The 19,056-nt window shown below is 68.0% G+C and carries 20 protein-coding genes; 11 read left to right on the top strand and 9 right to left on the bottom strand.

All coding sequences use genetic code 11. The annotated features are described in order from the left end of the window. Positions 1-4: 4 nt before the first annotated feature. The 3 genes from R5H32_RS16615 to R5H32_RS16605 all read left to right on the top strand — a co-directional run bounded on the left by R5H32_RS16615 (position 5) and on the right by R5H32_RS16605 (position 4,081). Positions 5-1,393, top strand: a complete 1,389-nt coding sequence (locus R5H32_RS16615; RefSeq protein WP_318339814.1) for an aldehyde dehydrogenase family protein — start codon at positions 5-7, stop codon at positions 1,391-1,393. After that, positions 1,390-2,538 (top strand): iron-containing alcohol dehydrogenase, encoded by a 1,149-nt coding sequence (locus R5H32_RS16610; protein WP_318339813.1) that lies wholly within the window; start codon positions 1,390-1,392, stop codon positions 2,536-2,538. Before R5H32_RS16615 ends, R5H32_RS16610 begins: the two co-directional genes overlap by 4 nt. A gap of 238 nt (positions 2,539-2,776) precedes the next feature. Continuing rightward, entirely contained in the window at positions 2,777-4,081 is a 1,305-nt protein-coding gene (locus R5H32_RS16605; protein ID WP_318339812.1) for a UDP-glucose/GDP-mannose dehydrogenase family protein, read from the top strand. 9 nt (positions 4,082-4,090) lie between these two features. Here R5H32_RS16605 and R5H32_RS16600 read toward each other — a convergent pair whose 3' ends face one another. Then, positions 4,091-4,741 carry a pyridoxamine 5'-phosphate oxidase family protein gene (locus R5H32_RS16600; protein ID WP_318339811.1) on the bottom strand — a complete coding sequence of 217 codons (651 nt, stop codon included), beginning with the start codon at positions 4,739-4,741 and terminating at the stop codon, positions 4,091-4,093. A 72-nt stretch (positions 4,742-4,813) separates the two neighbouring features. On the opposite strand from R5H32_RS16600, the gene R5H32_RS16595 reads away from it, so the two are divergent. Continuing rightward, entirely contained in the window at positions 4,814-6,220 is a 1,407-nt protein-coding gene (locus R5H32_RS16595; protein ID WP_318339810.1) for a PLP-dependent aminotransferase family protein, read from the top strand. Positions 6,221-6,235: 15 nt separating this feature from the next. Here R5H32_RS16595 and R5H32_RS16590 read toward each other — a convergent pair whose 3' ends face one another. From R5H32_RS16590 to R5H32_RS16575, 4 genes are read right to left on the bottom strand one after another with little or no spacing between them, the layout of a single operon-like run. After that, a complete protein-coding gene (locus R5H32_RS16590) occupies positions 6,236-7,750 on the bottom strand; it encodes a malonyl-CoA synthase (RefSeq protein ID WP_318339895.1) in 1,515 nt (504 codons plus the stop codon). Positions 7,751-7,804: 54 nt separating this feature from the next. Next, entirely contained in the window at positions 7,805-8,593 is a 789-nt protein-coding gene (locus R5H32_RS16585; RefSeq protein WP_318339894.1) for a metal ABC transporter permease, read from the bottom strand. Beyond that, on the bottom strand, positions 8,586-9,359 hold the full coding sequence (locus R5H32_RS16580) for a metal ABC transporter ATP-binding protein (RefSeq protein WP_318339809.1): 774 nt from the start codon (positions 9,357-9,359) through the stop codon (positions 8,586-8,588). The genes R5H32_RS16585 and R5H32_RS16580 overlap by 8 nt, the downstream gene beginning before the upstream one ends. Beyond that, complete coding sequence (locus tag R5H32_RS16575) at positions 9,356-9,859, bottom strand: transcriptional repressor (RefSeq protein WP_318339808.1); 504 nt, start codon at positions 9,857-9,859, stop codon at positions 9,356-9,358. The genes R5H32_RS16580 and R5H32_RS16575 overlap by 4 nt, the downstream gene beginning before the upstream one ends. Positions 9,860-9,938: 79 nt before the next feature. Here R5H32_RS16575 and R5H32_RS16570 point away from each other — a divergent pair, with 79 nt between their 5' ends. Together R5H32_RS16570 and R5H32_RS20990 are read left to right on the top strand one after the other, a co-directional pair. Continuing rightward, on the top strand, positions 9,939-10,871 hold the full coding sequence (locus R5H32_RS16570; RefSeq protein ID WP_318339807.1) for a zinc ABC transporter substrate-binding protein: 933 nt from the start codon (positions 9,939-9,941) through the stop codon (positions 10,869-10,871). Between the two features lie 89 nt (positions 10,872-10,960). Continuing rightward, positions 10,961-11,437 carry an LCCL domain-containing protein gene (locus R5H32_RS20990; protein ID WP_412099032.1) on the top strand — a complete coding sequence of 159 codons (477 nt, stop codon included), beginning with the start codon at positions 10,961-10,963 and terminating at the stop codon, positions 11,435-11,437. Between the two features lie 27 nt (positions 11,438-11,464). Here the strand turns inward: R5H32_RS20990 and R5H32_RS16560 are convergent, their stop codons facing one another. Both R5H32_RS16560 and R5H32_RS16555 read right to left on the bottom strand, forming a co-directional pair. Further along, the gene (locus R5H32_RS16560; RefSeq protein WP_318339805.1) at positions 11,465-11,614 is read right to left on the bottom strand and encodes a hypothetical protein; all 150 of its coding nucleotides are present in this window, start codon (positions 11,612-11,614) and stop codon (positions 11,465-11,467) included. Then, a complete protein-coding gene (locus tag R5H32_RS16555; protein WP_318339804.1) occupies positions 11,580-12,335 on the bottom strand; it encodes a DUF1013 domain-containing protein in 756 nt (251 codons plus the stop codon). Before R5H32_RS16555 ends, R5H32_RS16560 begins: the two co-directional genes overlap by 35 nt. Before the next feature lie 124 nt (positions 12,336-12,459). Here R5H32_RS16555 and R5H32_RS16550 point away from each other — a divergent pair, with 124 nt between their 5' ends. Further along, on the top strand, positions 12,460-13,089 hold the full coding sequence (locus R5H32_RS16550) for a ribonuclease T2 (protein WP_318339803.1): 630 nt from the start codon (positions 12,460-12,462) through the stop codon (positions 13,087-13,089). A 52-nt stretch (positions 13,090-13,141) separates the two neighbouring features. Here R5H32_RS16550 and bhcR read toward each other — a convergent pair whose 3' ends face one another. Next, positions 13,142-13,951 (bottom strand): HTH-type transcriptional regulator BhcR, encoded by an 810-nt coding sequence (gene bhcR / locus R5H32_RS16545; protein WP_318339802.1) that lies wholly within the window; start codon positions 13,949-13,951, stop codon positions 13,142-13,144. Positions 13,952-14,127: 176 nt separating this feature from the next. Here bhcR and bhcA point away from each other — a divergent pair, with 176 nt between their 5' ends. The 4 genes from bhcA to bhcD all read left to right on the top strand — a co-directional run bounded on the left by bhcA (position 14,128) and on the right by bhcD (position 18,560). Then, on the top strand, positions 14,128-15,315 hold the full coding sequence (gene bhcA / locus R5H32_RS16540; RefSeq protein ID WP_318339801.1) for an L-aspartate--glyoxylate aminotransferase BhcA: 1,188 nt from the start codon (positions 14,128-14,130) through the stop codon (positions 15,313-15,315). A gap of 74 nt (positions 15,316-15,389) precedes the next feature. Then, complete coding sequence (gene bhcB, locus R5H32_RS16535; protein ID WP_318339800.1) at positions 15,390-16,343, top strand: beta-hydroxyaspartate dehydratase BhcB; 954 nt, start codon at positions 15,390-15,392, stop codon at positions 16,341-16,343. A gap of 10 nt (positions 16,344-16,353) precedes the next feature. After that, entirely contained in the window at positions 16,354-17,517 is a 1,164-nt protein-coding gene (gene bhcC, locus R5H32_RS16530) for a 3-hydroxy-D-aspartate aldolase BhcC (RefSeq protein WP_318339799.1), read from the top strand. 83 nt (positions 17,518-17,600) lie between these two features. Next, entirely contained in the window at positions 17,601-18,560 is a 960-nt protein-coding gene (gene bhcD / locus R5H32_RS16525) for an iminosuccinate reductase BhcD (protein ID WP_318339798.1), read from the top strand. A 32-nt stretch (positions 18,561-18,592) separates the two neighbouring features. Here the strand turns inward: bhcD and R5H32_RS16520 are convergent, their stop codons facing one another. Beyond that, the gene (locus R5H32_RS16520) at positions 18,593-19,006 is read right to left on the bottom strand and encodes an OsmC family protein (RefSeq protein ID WP_318339797.1); all 414 of its coding nucleotides are present in this window, start codon (positions 19,004-19,006) and stop codon (positions 18,593-18,595) included. Between the last annotated feature and the right edge of the window lie 50 nt (positions 19,007-19,056).

The raw sequence follows: 19,056 nt of genomic DNA, 5'->3' as shown, positions 1-19,056 counted from the left end.
CAACATGACAAAGATGATCCAGTGCATCTCGCCCGTGAACGGGCGGCTCTATGCCGAGCGTCCGGCCCTGACGCTGGCCGAGGCCGAGGCCGCCGTTGCGCGCGCCAAGGCCGCCCAGCCCGAATGGGCGGCGCGGCCGCTCGAGGAGCGCATCGCGCTCGTCAAGGCGGGCGTCGCGCGGCTCAACGAGATGAAGCCGCAGGTGGTCGAGGAGCTGGCCTGGCAGATGGGCCGCCCGACCCGCTATGGCGGCGAATTCGGCGGTGTCAACGACCGCACCAACTACATGTCGGAAATCGCGGCCGAGACGCTTTCGCCGATGGTGGTGGAGAACTCCAACCTCTTCGAGCGCCGGATCGAGCGCGAGCCGCACGGACTCGTCTTCATCGTGGCGCCGTGGAACTACCCCTACCTCACCACGATCAACACGCTGGCGCCCGCGCTCATCGCCGGCAACGCGGTGATCCTGAAGCACGCGACCCAAACGCTTCTGGTGGGCGAGCGGCTGGCCGAGGCCTTCCACGAAGCCGGCGTGCCCCAGGACGTGTTCCAGAACGTCGTCCTCGATCACCATGTCACCGAGGAACTGATCGGCAGCCGCGCCTTCGGCTTCGTCAACTTCACAGGCTCTGTCGGCGGCGGTGCGGCGATGGAGAAGGCCGCCGCCGGCACCTTCACCGCGCTCGGGCTGGAGCTTGGCGGCAAGGATCCGGGCTACGTCATGGACGACGCCGATCTCGACGCCGCCGTCGACAGCCTGATGGACGGGGCGATGTACAATGCCGGCCAGTGCTGCTGCGGGATCGAGCGGATCTATGTCCACGAGAGCCTCTACGACGCCTTCGTCGAGAAGGCGGTGGCCTGGGTGAAGAACCTCAAGCTCGGCAATCCGTTCGAGGAGACGACGACGCTCGGGCCGATGGCAAACCGACGTTTTGCCGACACCGTGCGCAGCCAGATCGCCGATGCCGTGACGGACGGCGCCACCGCGCTCATCGACCCCGCGCTCTTCCCCGAGGACGACGGCGGCGCCTATCTCGCGCCGCAGATCCTCGTCGGCGTCAATCACGAGATGCGGGTGATGCGCGAGGAAAGCTTCGGCCCCGTCGTCGGCATCATGCCGGTGAAGGACGACGACCACGCCATCGCGATGATGAACGATTGCGACTATGGCCTCACGGCCTCGCTCTGGACCGCCGACAGCGCCCGCGCCGCGCGAATCGGTCGGCGGCTGGAGACCGGAACGGTGTTCCAGAACCGCTGCGACTATCTCGACCCCGCGCTCTGCTGGACCGGCTGCAAGGATACCGGGCGCGGCGCCGCGCTCTCGCCCCTCGGCTTCCACTCGGTCACGCGGCCGAAATCCTTCCACCTGAAGAAAGTGACGAAATGACCGCCCCCACCGCCAACTGGTCCTATCCTACCGCCGTCAAGTTCGGCCCTGGCCGCATCAAGGAGCTCGCCGACCACTGCAAGGCCGTCGGCATGAAGAAGCCCCTCCTTGTCACCGACAAGGCGCTCGCCTCGCTGCCGATCACGGGCCAGGCGCTCGATATCCTTGATGCCGCCGGCCTCGGTCGCGCGGTCTTTTCCGAGGTCGACCCGAATCCCAACGAGGCCAACATGGAGGCGGGGCTCAAGGTCTACCGCGCCGGCGGTCATGACGGCGTGGTCTGCTTCGGCGGCGGCTCGGCCCTGGACCTCGGCAAGATGATCGCGCTGATGGTCGACCAGAAGATCAGCGTCTGGGAGCTTGAGGATATCGGCGACTGGTGGACCCGCGCGAACCCCGCGACCATTGCCCCGATCGTCGCGGTGCCGACGACCGCCGGCACCGGGTCGGAGGTCGGCCGCGCCGGGGTGCTCACGAACTCGGCTACCCACAAGAAGAAGATCATCTTCCACCCGAAGCTCCTGCCCGCTGTGACGATCTGCGACCCGGAACTGACCGTGGGCATGCCGAAGTTCATCACCGCCGGCACCGGTATGGACGCGCTCGCGCATTGCCTCGAGGCCTATTGCAGCCCGTTCTACCATCCGATGAGCCAGGGCATCGCGCTGGAAGGCATGCGGCTCGTCCTCGAGAACCTGCCCAAGGTCTATGCCAACCCCAACGACCTTGAGGCCCGCGCCCACATGATGAGCGCCGCCGCGATGGGGGCGGTCGCTTTCCAGAAGGGTCTCGGCGCGATCCATTCCCTCTCGCATCCCGTTGGCGCGGTCTATGGCACCCACCACGGCACCACGAATGCGGTGGTGATGCCGATGGTTCTCGACTTCAACCGCGCCGCCATCGAGGACCGGATTGTAAAGGCCGCCGCCTATCTCGGCATCGAGGGCGGTTTCGATGGGTTCCGGGCAAAGGTTATGGATCTGCGCGCCGAACTCGGCATCCCGGCGAATCTCTCCGCCATGGGTGTCGAGGCCGCGCGGCTCGACGAGCTGACCGAGATGGCGCTCGAGGATCCGTCCTGCGGCGGCAACCCGGTCGGGATGACGCGTGAGAATACCCGCGCGCTTTACGACGCCTGCATGTGAGATCGTCCGGCCGGGGGCCGAACAAGCCTCCGGCGGGGATATTTTCGGCAGGATCAAAGGCGAACCGTGGCCGCGGTACGCATGTTGTGTGTGCGTCCGGAAAGCGCAAAAACCGCGCGGACCGTCGCCGAATTGGAACCAATACCCCCCGCAGTCAGCGACCATTCCCGGCGCCGACGTTGACAGTTGAGGGCGGTTGGTTTCATGTCGGCGAAAAGGCTCTGTCAGGGAAAACCAGATGAAAATCGCGATGATCGGCACTGGTTACGTGGGCCTCGTCTCGGGCGTCTGTTTCTCGGATTTCGGCCATGAGGTCACCTGCGTCGACAAGGATCCGCGCAAGGTCGAGATGCTGAGGAACGGCGAGGTGCCGATCTACGAGCCCGGGCTCCAGGCGCTCATGGCCCGGAATGTCGCGGCCAGCCGCCTGACTTTCACCGGCGACCTCAAGGCCGCCGTCGACGGCGCCGAGGCGGTCTTCATCGCCGTCGGCACGCCGACGCGGCGCGGCGACGGCCATGCCGACCTCACCTATGTGATGGCGGCGGCCGAGGAGATCGGCCGGGCGCTCACCGGCTATGCCGTCATCGTCACCAAGTCGACCGTGCCGGTCGGCACCAATGCCGCCGTCCGCGCCGCCATCCAGGCAACCGCGCCCGAGGCCGATTTCGACGTCGCCTCCAACCCCGAGTTCCTGCGCGAGGGGGCTGCGATCGACGACTTCATGCGCCCCGACCGGGTCGTGGTCGGCGTCACCTCGGAGCGGGCGAAAAAGGTGATGGGCGAGATCTACCGGCCGCTCTTCCTGCGCGACTTCCCGATCCTCTACACCGATCTCGAGACCGCCGAGATGATCAAATACGCGGCCAACGCCTTCCTCGCCACCAAGATCACCTTCATCAACGAGGTGGCGCGGCTCTGCGAGAAGGTCGGCGCCGACGTGAAGCAGGTCTCGAAGGGAATCGGACTTGACGAGCGGATCGGCAACAAGTTCCTCCATGCCGGGCCGGGCTATGGCGGCTCGTGCTTTCCAAAGGATACCTCGGCGCTTGCCCGGATCGGGCAGGAGTTTGCCGCCCCCATGCAGATCGTCGAGACCGTCATCAAGGTCAACGAGGAGGTCAAGCGGCGCATGGTCGAGAAGATCATGGACCTCTGCGACGGCTCGGTGAACGGCAAGACCGTGGCGGTGCTCGGCGTGACCTTCAAGCCCAATACCGATGACATGCGCGACGCGCCCGCGCTGACGATCGTGCCGGCGCTGGTGGGCGGCGGCGCGAAGGTCCGAGTCGTCGACCCGCAGGGGCGGTCCGAGGGTGAACACCTCCTGCCGGGCGTGAGCTGGATGGACGACGCCTATGCCGCGGCAAAGGGGGCCGATGTCGTGGTGCTCCTGACCGAGTGGAACGAGTTCCGCGCGCTCGACCTCACGCGGCTCGCCGGCGCCATGGCGACGGCGCGCATGGCCGACCTGCGCAACATCTATTCGCCGAAGGACGCCGAGGCGGCCGGGTTCGTGGCCTATTCCGGCGTCGGGCGCTGAGGCGCCGGTTCAGGTCAGGAACTTCGTCCGGGCCTCGGCGAAGCTCGCCGGCTCTGGCCGGTCCGCGCGGGTGAGCCCGTCCGGCATTCCGCGCCCGATCGCCGTCGTCACCGGCAGGACGCCGCTCCAGAGGTCGAGCGCGTGGTCGGCCTCGTCATCCACCGGCGGGCCGGAACGGACCTTCACGGTCATCACCTCGATGTCGAGCGCGAGCACGCCCGTCGCCTTCTCCTCCTGCGCGGTGTTGGCCCGGATCTCCTCGTAGCGACCTGGGAGGAGATGCTCGGTGATGAGCCTGAGCGCCCGGGCGAACTCCTCGTGCCCGGTCACCTTGCGCGCCATGCCGTGGACGACGACGGAGCGGTAGTTGACCGAGTGATGGAAGGCCGAGCGGGCCGCGACGATCCCGTCGAGAAGCGTCACAGTGAGGCACATCGGCATGCCGCCGGTCCGGGCCACCGCCCGCGTCTTCGAGGCGCCGTGGATATAGATCCGGTCGCCGTCGCGGGCATAGGCCATGGGAATGACCATCGGCCGGTCCTCGGCGATGAAGCCGACATGGGCGACAAGGCCCTGGTCGAGGATCGCATGGGCGACGGCCTCGTCCTCGACCTTGCGGTTGGGATTGCGGATGCGGGCATAGGCGGGGGGGCGGGTCATGGGCTCTCCTGTCTTGCGGTCCGGGATAGCGCTGCCTATGGTTCTCTCAAAGAGCCAGATTCCGACAATTTGATGGAACCACTTGTACTCTCCGCGCTGTCCAAGCCCGACCGCAACGCCGAAACGCCGCTGGCGGTGCAGCTCTACCGCGACCTCCTGGAGGCCATCCGCAGCGGTCGGGCGCGCGGGCGCCTCCCCTCCTCGCGCGTGGCGGCCGCAGCACTCGGACTCTCCCGCAACACGGTGAACGCGGCCTACGAGTTGCTGCGCGCCGAGGGCGCGGTGGCGATCCGACCCGGCGCGGCGCCGGAGATCCTGCCACCGGCAGCGGCAGCGCCTGCGCCGACAGAGGTCGAGGCGAGCCCCGGCCCCGGCCGGCGCGGTCAGGCCTGGGCCGCCGGGCGCAGCCGGAGCGGCGGCGGGATCATGGCACCGGGCCATCCCGACGAGGCGCTCTTTCCGCGCGACGATTGGGCGATGCATCTGCGCCGCGCCGCCCGCCGCCGGCTCGGCAGGGCCTTCGCCTATGGGGAGTATTCCGGCCTGCCGGCCTTGCGCGAGGTGCTGGCCCGTCGCCTCGCGGCGGATCGCGGCATGCAGGTAACGCCAGACCAGATCCTGATCACGCCGGGCAGCCAGGCCTCGCTTGCGCTCATCGCGCTGACGCTCGCCGATCCCGGCGACACGGCGCTGATCGAGGAGCCGGGCTATCCCGGCGCGCGAGCGGCGTTTCGCGGCGCGGGCCTGACCACCCTGCCCCTTACTGTCGATGCCGAGGGCGCCGATGTCAGCGCCGCCGCCCGCGCGAGGCTCACCTATCTCACGCCCGCGAACCAGTACCCGATGGGGCACCGCCTCTCGCTCCGCCGCCGCGCCGAGGCGCTCGACCATGCCCGCGCCTCGGATGGGTTTCTCGTCGAGGACGATTACGACAGCGAGTTCCACTGGCACGGGCGCGAGATCGCCGCCCTTCAGGGCATGGCCCCCGAGCGGGTGATCGCGCTCGGCACCGCCGCCAAGGCGCTGATGCCGGCGCTCCGCATCGGCTGGATCGTCGCCCCGTCCGGCCTCGCCGGCCCGCTCCGCGCCGCCCAGCGCAATCTCGGGCTCGCCGCCAATGTCCATGCGCAGGCGGCGCTGGCGGAGTTCATGGAGACAGGCCGCTACCGCGCCCATCTGCGCCGCATCGCCAAGGTCTATGGAGAACGTGGCCGGGCGCTCGCGGCGGCCCTGCGGTCCCTTCCGGGGATCGATGTCGCGGACCCCTCGGGCGGGGTGCAGATCGGCTTTCGCCTGCCGGAGAGCCGCGAGGCCGCGGCCCTGACCGCGCTCCACTCCGCGGGCTTCGGCACGGCGGCGCTGTCGGACTACTGCCTCGGCCGGCCGCAGGAAGGGCTCATCACCGGCTTCGCCGAGGCGACTCCAGAACGCATCGCGCACTTCACCGCGACGTTGAGGCGAGTTCTCCCGACCCGCTGACGCCGCCCGCCCATTTCAACGACCGTCCGCGAACGTGCCGCGGAATTCCTCCCTGAGCAGCGCCTTCTGTACCTTGCCCATCGTGTTGCGCGGCAGGCCGTCGCGGATCGCGATATGCTTCGGCTGCTTGAACTTCGCGAGGCTCCCGCCGAGCGCCGCCCTGAGCGTATCGGACGCCAGCTCCGCCCCGGCCTCCGGCACTACCACGGCCACGACGCCCTCGCCAAAATCCGGATGCGGCGCGCCGATCACCGCGCTTTCCAGAACCCCCGGCAGCGCGTCGAGCGCCAGTTCCACCTCCTTCGGGTAGACGTTGAAACCGCCGGAGATGATCAGGTCCTTGCCGCGCCCGACGATGGTCACATAGCCGCCCTTATCGACATGACCGAGATCGCCGGTGATGAAGAACCCGTCGGGTCGCAGCTCCTCGGCCGTCTTTTCCGGCATGTTCCAGTAGCCCTGGAAGACGTTCGCCCCCCGGATCTCGATCGTGCCGATCTCGCCTTGCGGCAGCTCCGCCCCCGTCCCGTCGCAGACCCTGAGTTCCACCCCCGGCAGCGGAAAGCCCACGGTGCCGGCGCGGCGCTCACCCTCGTAGGGGTTCGAGGTGTTCATGTTGGTCTCGGTCATGCCGTAGCGTTCGAGGATGCGGTGCCCGGTTCGCGCCTGCCATTGCCGGTGGGTCTCTGCCAGGAGGGGCGCCGAGCCGGAGATGAAGAGCCGCATCCCCGCGACCAGATCGCGCGTCAGGCGCGGATCGTCGAGAAGCCTTGTGTAGAAGGTCGGCACCCCCATCATGGCCGTCGCCTGCGGCAGGTGGCGGATCACCTCGCTTGCGTCGAACTTCGGCAGGAAGATCATGCGCGCGCCCGCCAGAAGCGCCACGTTGGTCGCGACGAAAAGACCGTGGGTATGGAAGATCGGCAGCGCGTGGAGCAGCACGTCATCGGCGGTGAAGCGCCAATACTCGACGAGGACCTCTGCATTCGACAGGAGGTTCTCGTGGCTCATCATCGCGCCCTTCGACCGCCCGGTCGTGCCGGAGGTGTAAAGAAGCGCCGCGAGGTCGCCCGCCTCGCGCGGGACCACCGGCAAGGGCTCGGCGCGGATCGCGGTCTCGGCGAAACTTCCGGTGCCGTCGGCGTTCAGTACCGCGAGCGCCGCCCCCGCCGCGTCTGCGACCGGCGCCAGAGCCGCCTCGGACGCTCCGCCGCAGAGAAGAAGCTTCGCCCCCGCATCGGTGACGAAATACGAAACCTCCGCCGCGGTATAGGCCGGATTCAGCGGCAGGAACACCACACCCGCCCGGACCGCCCCGGCAATGACGGCGAGCATGTCGGGGCTTTTCTCCAGCTGCAGCGCCACCCGGTCGCCGGGCGCGAGCCCCGCCGCGGCCAGCGCGCCGGCGAACCGCGCCGCGCGCGCGGCGAAAGCCGCGTGGCTGACCCGCCCTCCGTCCGGCAGGATCAGGAAATCCGCCCCGCTGCCCTCATGCCGCCCGAACAGCGCATCGTAGAGATGATTGCCCATCGCCCGCCCCCGCATCTTCATTTTGCTCCAAATATCCTCGCCGGAGGCAAGAATCTAGCGCGCCGACCGCCCCGGGATCAGGCTGAGACAGAAGATCGCGGCGGCCGCGGCGACGATCGACGGCCCGGCCGGCGTGTCGAAGCCGAGCGAGGCCCAGAGCCCCCCCAGCACCGCGACGATGCCGAGCCCGACCGCCCAGGCCGCCATCGCCTCGGGCGTCCGCGCGAAGGCGCGTGCGCTCGCTGCCGGGATGATCAACATCGCCGCGACGAGAAGCGCGCCGACGATCTTGATCGCCACCGCCACGACCAGCGCCAGCGCCAGCGTCAGCACCAGCTTCTCGCGCCGCGGATCGAGCCCGGCAGCCTGCGCCAGTTCCTCGTTCACCGTCGCCGTCAGAAGCCGGTTCCAGCGCCAGGCCAGAAGCGCCAGAACCGTCGCCGCGCCGCCCCAGATCCAGACAAGATCGCCGCGCGTCACCGACAGGACGTCGCCGAAGAGATAGGCCGAGAGGTCGACCCGCACCCCCTTGAGGAACGAGACCGCGACCAGCCCAAGCGCGAGCGCCGAATGCGCAAGCACGCCGAGCGCGGTATCGGCGGTCCGGCCCCGCCCGCTCAGCCCCGCGACGGCGAGTGCCATGGCAAGTGCCACGACGCCGGTGCCGAAGGCCACCGGCAGCTCGGTCGCCAGCGCCAGCGCGACGCCGAGCACCGCGGCATGGGCGGTCGCGTCCCCCATATAGGCCATCCGCCGCCAGACGACGAAGGCTCCCAGGGGCCCCGCGGCCAGCATCAGGCCGATCCCGGCAAGGGCCGCCCGGATCAGGAAGTCGTCAGGCATCCTCGACCTCATGCGCGTGATCGTGGTGGTGATGGTGGTGGTGCGGCCCTTCGCCGTGATCGTGGTCGTGGTCATGCTCATGGCGATAGAGTGCCAGCGCCCCGCCGGTGCCGTGACCGAAGAGGGCCCGGTATTCCGGCGCCGCCGAGACGACCTTCGGCGTGCCCTCGCAGCAGACATGGCCATTGAGACAGATCACCCGGTCCGAGGTGCTCATCACCACATGAAGATCGTGGCTGACCATCAGCACCGCCGCGCCGCTCTCCTGCCGCACCTCCTCGAGGAGCCGGTAGAAGGCGGCCTCGCCGATCTGGTCGAGGCCCTGGGTCGGCTCGTCGAGGATCAGGATCTCGGGCCGGCCAAGCAGCGCCCGCGCCAGCAGCACCCGCTGCTGCTGACCGCCCGACAGGACCGACATCTGCCGCGCCCCGAGCCCGCCCACGCCGGTCCGCTCCAGCGCCGCCGCGGCCTCGGCATCGCCGACGCGGCGCGGCAGCGACAGGAAGCGGCGCACGGTCAAGGGCAGCACCGGGTCGATCTGCAGCCGCTGCGGCACATAGCCGATCCTGAGCCCCGGCCGCCGCACGACCGCGCCCGCCGCCGCCGGCTCGAGCCCGATCAGCGCCCTGACCAGCGTCGACTTGCCCGAGCCGTTCGGCCCGAGGATGGTCACGATCTCGCCTGCCTCGACCGCGATGTCGACATCGCGCAGCACCGAGAGCGCCCCGTGGCGGACCGCGAGGCCGCGCGCCTCGATCAGGGTCATGCCGCCGTCTCCCCGCAGGCCGGGCAGAGGCCGAGCGCCTCGATGTTCATCCGCTCGACCGAAAAGCCGATCGTCGCGGCGGCGCTGTCCATCGCCGCCCGCACCGCCTCGGCCGGGGCCTCCGCGACCGCGCTGCAGGAGCGGCATATGAAGAAGGCCGGACTGTGCGCCTCGCCCGGATGCATGCAGGCGGCGAAGGCATTGAGCCGCCGGATCCGGTGCGCGAGCCCCTGGTCGACGAGAAAATCGAGCGCCCGGTAGGCCACCGGCGGCTGGTTGCCGAACCCGTCCTCGGCGAGCCGCTCCAGCACCTCGTAGGCCCCCATCGCGCGGTGCGATTCGAGAAGAATCTCGAGCGCCCGCCGCCGGACCGGCGTCAACCGGGCGCCGCGGTCCGCGCTCACCGCTTCGGCGCGGCGCAGGACATCGCCAGCACAATCGGCATGATCGTGGGCCTCGAAGGCGAGACCCGGGTCGGAGGATCTGCGCGGATCGGTCATCTGAGGGACTTTCCGGTTGACATGTTATGCTATAACATACAAGACGCCCATCCAAGCCGCAATCCCCGATGGATCCCCGATGCGCCTGACCGTGTCCCTCCTCGCCGCCCTGACTTTCGCGGCCACGCCGCTCAAGGCCGACCCGCTCGCGGTCGTGACCGATATCCCGGTCGTGCAGTCGCTCGCCGCGCTGGTGATGGGCGACCTCGGCACACCGGCACTGCTCCTGGAGGCCGGGGCCGATCCACATGACTTCCAACTCCGCCCCTCGCAGGTCAGGGCCTTGCAAAGCGCCGAACTCGTAATCTGGATCGGACCCGAGATGACCCCCTGGCTCGATCGGGCGCTCGCCGCGGCACCCGAGGTCACGACGCTCTCGCTCCTGCACGACAAGGCCACGCATCTGCACCATTACGGCGAGGAGCCGACCACCGAGGTATCGCATGCGGATCATGAATCGACGCACGGCGAAGACGCGCACGGCGCCGAGGGAACCGATCCCCATGCCTGGCTCGACCCTGACAACGCCGCACTCTGGATCGGCCTGATCACCGACGCGCTCGTGGCCCGCGATCCCGGCAATTCCGTCGCGTACCGAGCCAATGCGTCGCTGGCGCTGATGCGGATCAAGACCATCGACCAGGCGCTCGCCAAGCGCCTCGCCCCTCATGGCGATGTGGGCTTCGTGGTCACCCATGACGCCTACGGCTACTTCACCGAACACTACGGGCTGACGGTCACCGCGAGCCTCGCATCCGGCGACGCACACGAGCCGGGCGCCGCGCACCTCTCCGAGGTGCGCAGCCTCCTGGAAGCCGGCGAGGCGGATTGCATCTTCCCCGAGGTCGGACGCGACCCGACCCCGGTCGAGACGCTCGCCGAGGGCACGCCGGTCCGGATCGGCGCACCGCTTGACCCCGAAGGGCGCGGCGAGGCGACCGGAGCGGAACTCTACCCGGCGCTGCTGCAAAACCTCGGCACCGCCATCGCCGACTGCCTCGACGCGGACTGAGGCGACCGGAGTGATTTGCTCTTTCAGAACTTTACGTTGATCGGCTTTGGCCCCAGCGCGGAACTCTCGCGGCAGGATGCCGATGATGCATGTTGCATCGTCCGAGCATTCAGGTTTGGGCCGACTGCCGGTTCGTGATAAGTTTCCGCATGGCGTATCCTGCCCAGTTGTCTTCGACGCACCGTATTGAAGCTCTCGCGCTGTTGTTGCTCCTCGGCAGCCCAACGTTCGCTCTCGCCAATACCGACCTCGCGGATTGCCCCGGTCATATCGGGGACGTCGATCTTCCGATTGAGTGCATGTGCACGCCCGAGCTTCGCAAGATCAGGCCGGCAAATGTACAAGGCGATGGTCCATACGCGTGGTGGAGCAACATATGCGTTGCCGCGGTGCATGCAGGTGTCGCGACGCGTGAGGGTGGCCCGGTTCGCGTCGAACAACGAGACCCACAATCCGAGTATGTCGGAACACTGCGAAACGGGATGTTCAGCAATGACTACCACGGAGGCAGTCTCCCGAGTTTCGTCGTCCTACCTGTCGATGGCGACCCGGCCGACAGCGATTAGGTACTGCCCGTTAATTTCGGGCGACGCTCATTCAGCCAGATTGGAAATCTGAAACAGACGTCCGCCCTGTCCCGCTGGCTGACCAAAGCGGCCGCCACCTGACAAAGAAAAACCCCGGCGCGAGGCCGGGGTTTTCAGCGGATCAGTTGTCGTCGTCTTCGTCGTCGTCATCGCCATGCGGCAGGTTGAAGAAGCTGTCGGCGTTGGAGTAATCGGCCGGGTTCTTCTCCTCGTCCTCCTCGGACTTCGACAGCGAGAAGTTCTCGAGCCCCGCGATCGACGAGGGGATCTTCGGCTCGGTCGACATGCCGAGCGACTGCTCGGTCGACACCAGCTTGCGGCGCTCGTCGTCGGTCATCACCGAACCCTCGGCGGCGCGCTTCTTCGCGGCCTTCTGGACGGCGGCGTCCAGCTCCGACTGGCGGCAGAGGCCGAGTGCCACCGGGTCGATCGGCGTGATGTGGTTGATGTTCCAGTGCGTCCGGTCGCGGATCGAGGCGATGGTCGGCTTGGTGGTGCCGACGAGCTTGCCGATCTGCGCGTCCGCGAGCTCGGGGTGGAACTTCACCAGCCACAGGATCGCCGCCGGACGGTCCTGGCGCTTCGACAAGGGCGTGTAGCGCGGACCCCGGCGCTTCTCCTCGCCCACCGAGGCGGGGTTGAACTTGAGCTTCAGCTTGTGCAGCGGGTTCTTCTCGCCCTTCTCGATCTCGGACGCGTCGAGCTGGCTGTTGGCGATCGGATCGAAGCCCTTGACGCCCGCGGCCACGTCGCCATCGGCGATGCCCTGCACCTCGAGCTCGTGCAGGCCGCAGAAATCGGCGATCTGCTTGAAGCTCAGCGTCGTGTTGTCCACCAGCCAGACGGCCGTGGCCTTGGCCATGAGCGGTTTGGTCATAGGCGTCTCCTTTACAAATCTCTCCCGCGCCGGGAAAACGGCCGCGACCCTCGGGCCGCCTTTCCTCGTTTTCGGGGAAGTTCAGCGGCTATATAGTCCTTCCGGGCCAAGGAGGAAAGAGAAAATGCGCTGGCTTGCCGTCCTTGCCCTGACTGCCGCACCAGCCCTCGCCGAGGGCGAGCCGGCGGGCGATTTCGACTACTACATCCTGTCGCTTTCCTGGTCGCCGACCTATTGCGCGCTGGAAGGCGATAAGCGCGGCGACAGCCAATGCGATCCGGCTCGGGCCTACAGCTTCACCCTGCACGGGCTCTGGCCGCAGTTCGAGAGCGGCTGGCCAAGCTGGTGCCGCACGCCGGAGCGCGACCCGTCGCGCGGCCAGACGCGGGCGATGGCCGACATCATGGGCTCGGCCGGGCTCGCCTGGCATCAATGGAAGAAGCATGGCCGCTGCTCGGGCCTCGCCCCGAAGGCCTATTTCGACGCGGCGCGGCAAGCCTACGGGCGGGTCAAGATCCCCGACGCGCTCGCCCGGCTCGACCGCGACCTGCGCCTGCCGGCGCATGTCGTCGAGGAGGCCTTCACCGAGGCCAATCCCGGGCTCGCGGCGCCGATGATCACCATCACCTGCAAGGCCGGGCGGATTCAGGAGGCCCGGATCTGCCTGACGCGCGATCTCGGCTTCCGGCCCTGCGGCGCCGACGCGGCGCGCGACTGCCGGATGCCGGACGCGCTGATGGAGGCGGTGCGCTAAAGCATTTCCAGCAGAAGTGGACACCGGTTCTGCGTCCGCAAATGCGTGACCTCTAGGGCATCCGCCCGCCGGTCGCGAGCGTCACCTCGTCGGCCGCCCGGCGCACCTCGGCACCGATTCCCGCCGCGCGGTCTGCGGTCAGGCGGAAGGTCGGCCCCGAGACGGACAGCCCCGCCACCGGCTCGCCGTGGGCATTGAAGATCGGCGCGGCGACGCAGCGCATACCCTCGGTCCGCTCCTCGTCGTCGATGGAATAGCCGCGCGCCCGGATGAGGGCGAGGTCGGCCAGGAGCGCCGGCTCCTCGGCGAGCGACCGCGCGGTGAAGCGCGCGAGGCCCCGGGCGGCGATGGCCTGCGCCCGCGCTTCGGGGTACCAGGCCAGGAGCGCTTTCCCGATGCCCGAGGCATGCATCGGGCTCAGCGTGCCCGGGGCGAAGAAGGCGCGGATCGTCTCGTGGGTCTCGACCTGGGCGAGAAACAGCACCTGGTCGCGCATCTCCACGCCGAGATTGGCGGTCTCGCCGGTTTCGCGCATCAGCCTGTCCATCGGCTGGCGTGCCCGCTCAACGACCTTGGTCCGGCGCAGGAACTGCGAGCCGACGCGGTAGGCGCCGCCGCCGACATGCCAGAGCTGGCCGGGCTCTTCCATCTCGACGAAGCCATGGGTCTGAAGCGTGGTCAGTACCCGGTAAACCGTGGGCGCGGACTGCCCGGTCCTTGCGGCCAGCTCCGACAGCGTGAGTCCCCCCGCCTCGCTCACCACCTTGAGTATCATCAGCGCCCGGTCGAGCGACTGGATCGTGTTCTCGGCAGTCTTGTCGTGGAAGCTCTTCGGGCGGCCACGGGGGCGGGATTCGGCCATAGGGGCTCTCCTTCGGGCTTTTGTGAAATCACATTTCGGCTGATGAAAAACATAATATTTCGTAATTTCAATGGCAAATACGCATTTTTCGTATTATGAAAAACAATTTCGAAAAAATTGCACACCAAGCGACGGGTCCGTAACCTCTCAGGCAACCCGAACAGAGCGAGGCGCCGATGTCCTTCCAAAACCCGGTCTTCATCCCCGGCCCGACCAATATCCCCGAGGCGATCCGCAAGGCCGTCGACATGCCGACGATCGACCACCGCTCGCCGATCTTCGGCGAGATCCTCCACCCCGCGCGCGCCAATGTGCGGGAGGTCCTGCGCTCTCAGTCGGCGGAGATCTTCTTCTTCCCCTCGACCGGCACCGGCGGCTGGGAGACCGCGCTGACCAACACGCTTTCGCCCGGCGACAAGGTCCTGGCGGCTCGGAACGGCATGTTCTCGCATCGCTGGATCGACATGTGCCGGCGCCACGGGCTCGAGGTCGAGGTGGTCGAGACCGCCTGGGGCGAGGGCATCCCCGCCGACCGCTTCGAGGCGATCCTCACGGCCGACAAGGGCCACGCCATCAAGGCGGTCCTTGCGACCCATAACGAGACCGCGACCGGCGTACGGTCGGGCATCGCGGCGGTGCGCCGCGCGATGGATGCGGCGAAGCATCCCGCGCTTCTGTTCGTCGACGGCGTGTCCTCGATCGGCTCGATGGACTTCCGCATGGACGACTGGGGCGTCGACATCGCCGTGACCGGCAGCCAGAAGGGCTTCATGCTGCCCGCCGGCCTCGCGATCCTCGGCTTTTCGGGGAAGGCGATGAAGGCGGGCGAGGCGGCGACTCTGCCCCGGACCTTCTTCGACATCCGCGACATGGAGAAGAGCTATGCCGCGAACGGCTATCCCTACACCCCGGCCGTCGGCCTCCTGAACGGGCTGAAGCTCGCGACCGACATGCTTCTGGCCGAGGGGCTCGACAATGTCTTTGCCCGCCATCACCGCATCGCCGAAGGCGTCCGCCGCGCGGTCGGCGCCTGGGGGCTGAAGCTCTGCGCGGTCGGACCGGAGCTGTACTCCGACACGGTCAGCGCGATCCGTACGCCCGAAGGATTCAACGCCACCGATATCGTCAGCCGCGCTGCGAAGGAGTATGGTGTGGCCTTCGGCACCGGCCTCGGCGAGGTCGCGGGCAAGGTGTTCCGGATCGGCCATCTGGGCAGCCTGACCGATGTCATGGCGCTCTCCGGCATCGCCGCGGCCGAAATGGTCATGGTGGATCTCGGCCTGCCCGTCACGCTCGGCTCGGGCGTCGCGGCGGCGCAGGACTATTACCGCCACGGGGCGCCCGCGAAACAGGCTGCCGCCTGAGCCCCCCACCCCATCCCTTCCCCACGAGGGGGGAGGGAGCCGCCGGCCGGCACCGGATTGCCAACGAGGTGACAATGTATATCCCGACCTATCAGGACATGCTGGACGCGCATGAGCGCATCAAGCCCCATATCCGCCGCACGCCGGTTCGGACCTCGGACTATCTCAACGAGCTGACCGGCGCCGAGCTTTTCTTCAAGTGCGAGAACTTCCAGGAGCCCGGCGCCTTCAAGGTGCGGGGCGCCGCCAACGCGGTGTTCGGGCTGGACGAGGCCCAGGCGGCGAAAGGCGTGGCGACGCATTCCTCGGGCAACCATGCCTCGTGCCTTTCCTATGCGGCGATGCTCAGGGGCATTCCCTGCAACGTGGTCATGCCCCACACCGCGCCGCAGGCCAAGAAGGACACCGTGCGCCGCTACGGCGGCAACATCACCGAGTGCGAGCCCTCGACCTCGTCGCGCGAGGCCACCTTCGCCAAGGTGCAGGCCGAAACCGGCGGCGATTTCGTCCATCCCTACAACGATCCCCGGGTCATCGCCGGTCAGGGAACCTGCGCGAAGGAGCTGATCGAGCAGACCGACGGTCTCGACATGGTGATCGCGCCGATCGGCGGCGGCGGCATGATCTCGGGCACCTGCCTGACGCTTGCGACGCTGGCGCCGGAGACCAAGGTCATCGCCGCCGAGCCGGAACAGGCCGACGACGCCTACCGGAGTTTCAAGGCCGGCCACATCATCGCCGACGATGCGCCGAAGACCGTCGCCGACGGGCTCCTCGTGCCGCTGAAGGACCTGACCTGGCACTTCGTGAAGACCCATGTCAGCGACATCCTTACCGCGTCCGACCCCGAAATCGTCGACGCGATGAAGCTCACCTGGAAGCACCTGCGCGTGGTGATGGAGCCATCCTCGGCGGTTCCGCTCGCCACGATCCTGAAAAACCCGAATGTATTCAAAGGCAAGCGTGTCGGTGTGATCATCACCGGCGGCAATGTCGATCTGGACAGACTGCCCTGGATGAAGGGCTGAGGAGGACAAGATGAACGCACCCGTGAATATCGACAGGCTCGAGGTCGGCTTCGACATCCCGGCCAAGCCCGGCATGGACGAAAAGGACATCCAGACCCCCTGCCTGGTGCTCGACCTCGACGCGCTGGAGCGCAACATCCGGAAGATGGGTGACTATGCCAAGGCGCACGGGATGCGCCACCGGGTCCACGGCAAGATGCACAAGTCGGTCGACGTGGCGAAGCTGCAGGAGAAGCTCGGCGGCGCGATTGGCGTGTGTTGTCAAAAGGTTAGCGAGGCGGAAGTGTTCGTCCGGGGCGGCATCAGGGATGTGCTCGTCTCCAACCAGGTGCGCGATCCGGCGAAGATCGACCGGCTGGCGCAACTGCCGAAACTCGGCTCCCGCATCATCGTCTGCGTCGACGACATCGCCAATGTGGCGGAGCTGTCGCAGGCCGCGGTGAAGCATGGCACCGAGCTTGAGGTCTTCGTCGAGATCGACTGCGGCGCCGGGCGCTGCGGGGTGACCAGAACCGAGGACGTCGTCGCCATCGCCAAGGCCGTGGACGCGGCCCCGAACCTCAGGTTCACCGGCATCCAGGCCTACCAGGGCGCGATGCAGCACATGGACAGGTACGAGGACCGCAAGGCCAAGCTCGACGTGGCCATCGCCATGGTCAAGGACGCGGTCGAGGGGCTGAAGGCCGTGGGGCTCGCGCCGGAACTGGTCTCGGGCGGCGGCACCGGGTCTTACTATTTCGAAAGCAATTCAGGGGTTTACAACGAGCTACAGTGTGGCTCCTACGCCTTCATGGATGCCGATTACGGCCGCATCCTCGACAAGGAGGGCAAGCGGATCGACGCGGGCGAGTGGGAGAACGCCTTCTTCATCCTGACCCAGGTGATGAGCCACACCAAGCCCGACAAGGCGATCTGCGATGCGGGTCTCAAGGCGCAGTCGGTCGACAGCGGCCTGCCGGTGATCCACGGTCGGAGCGATGTGAAATACATCAAGTGCTCGGACGAGCATGGCGTCATCGAGGACCCGAAGGGTGTGCTCAAGGTGGGCGACAAGCTACGGCTCGTGCCGGGCCACTGCGACCCGACCGCGAATGTCCATGACTGGTATGTCGGCGTCAGGGGCGGCAAGGTCGAGACGGTCTGGCCGGTCTCGGCCCGCGGCAAGGCCTACTGAGACCGGCGTCCGGAACGCGTGCAGCGGACGTGCTGCACGCGTACACATAGCGTACCGACACCCGCATACCCGAGGTTCCGTCCATGCTCATCGTTCCCGAATCCGAAATCGCCGCGCTGGTCTCGCCCGAGGCCGCCTTCGCCGCCGTCGAGGAGGTCTTCGCCGCGATGGCGCGCGGCGAGGCCGTGAACTTCCCGGTGATCCGCGAGGCGCTCGGCGAGGGGCGGCAATACGGGTTCAAATCCGGTCTCGACCGCAAGGGCGCGGTAATGGGGGTGAAGTCGGGCGGCTACTTCCCCGGCAATGCCGGGCGCGGCATCCCGAACCACCAGTCGACGGTGTTCCTCTTCGATCCCGAGAGCGGGCGGCCGACGGCGGTGGTGGGCGGCAATCTCCTGACCGCGCTCCGCACGGCGGCGGCGGCGGCGATCTCGGTCGACCGGCTGGCGCGGAAGGATGCGAAGGTCCTGGGCATGGTCGGGGCCGGGCATCAGGCGCAGTTCCAGCTGCGCGCCGCGGCGCGCGTGCGGGACTTCGAGCGGGTCATCGCCTGGAACTACCATCCCGAGATGCTGCCGAAGCTCGGCGCGGCCGCGGCCGAGCTCGGCCTTCCCTTCGAGGCGGTGCCGCTGGAGCGGATGACCGAGGCCGACGCGATCGTCACCGTCACCTCCTCGCCCGCCGCCTCGCTGATGGCGGCGCATGTGGCGCCCGGCACGCATCTCGCCTGCATGGGCACCGACACCAAGGGCAAGCAGGAGGTCGAGCCCGCGCTCCTCGCCCGCGCAAGGGTCTTCACCGACGAGGTGGCGCAATCCGTCACCATCGGCGAGGCGCAGCACGCGATCGCCGCCGGGCTGATCGCCGAGGCCGACATCACGCCGATCGGCGCGGTCATCGCCGGGCTGGCGACGGGGCGGCAATCCGGGGACGAGATCACGCTTTTCGACGGCACCGGCGTCGGGCTCCAGGACCTCGCGGTGGCGGGCGCGGCGGTGCGGCTCGCGGCCGAGAAGGGCGTGGCTGTGTCGGTTACGATATAGGGCGCGATCCGGCGGGGCGCCTTTCCCGTGGCTCAGGGCTGGCCGGCCATCGAGATCGTCACCGGAACGCCCCGCGTGATCGAATTGCTGACCATGCAGCTCGACCTGGCCTCATCGACGATGGGTGCCGGGTCGGAGCCATCGCGGGTCGTGCAGGCAACGGTCATGTCGGCCGAGGTCGCCATGATCGGATCGCCTTCGAGATGAAGCGTCACGCTGACGGCAATGGTGTCGAGCGCAATGCCGAGGCGGTGCGAGACATACCGCAAATCGTTGCAAAAGCAGCCACCGATCGCCAGCGCGAGCAGCTGCGCGCCGTTGAAGCCGAGCCCGCGGCCCCCGGCCGTGTCGGCTGGGCGGTCAGCGACCAGCGTATGGCTTCCGGCCCATCCCATCGCGGCCTCGGTACCTGCCATGTTCCGCAATTCCACGGTGATGCTGGTCATGTCCCCCTGCCTTCGCTTGCTTCCACGCCGGGGTGTTACGGTCGCATCGT

This window comes from Defluviimonas sp. D31 (assembly GCF_033436765.1).
Taxonomy (GTDB): domain Bacteria; phylum Pseudomonadota; class Alphaproteobacteria; order Rhodobacterales; family Rhodobacteraceae; genus Albidovulum.
Note: the sequence above shows the minus strand (reverse complement) of the source record. Positions and strands in the feature narration are given on the sequence as shown.